Source organism: Lysinibacillus sp. CNPSo 3705, assembly GCF_028674935.1.
Lineage (GTDB): Bacteria > Bacillota > Bacilli > Bacillales_A > Planococcaceae > Lysinibacillus.
Genome location: NZ_JAQZSD010000240.1, coordinates 1 through 233 on the forward strand (window position 1 = coordinate 1; position 233 = coordinate 233).

The window sequence follows — 233 nt, forward strand, 5'->3', positions numbered from 1 at the left end:
AGCAAATCGGGCACGTATGATTATGTCTTTGACGGTGATGACCGAATTCTGTTCTTTACAACGAATGAACTGACAAATTGGAAAATCACAGGGACAATTTTTGCGAAGGAAATTGATCAATCAGCATCACCTATTTTGTATAAAACGTTTCTCGTACTAATCGCTGCAATTGTAATCAGTGTGATTGTATTCTTCTTTGTCATGAAGGCAATTATAAACCCGATTAAAGCGCT

1 protein-coding gene is annotated in these 233 nt (G+C 36.9%); it reads left to right on the forward strand.

Annotation, left to right across the window (positions count from 1 at the left end):
- On the forward strand, positions 1-233 hold a 233-nt coding region (locus PVA17_RS25225), incomplete at both ends, for a PDC sensor domain-containing protein (RefSeq protein WP_483308051.1).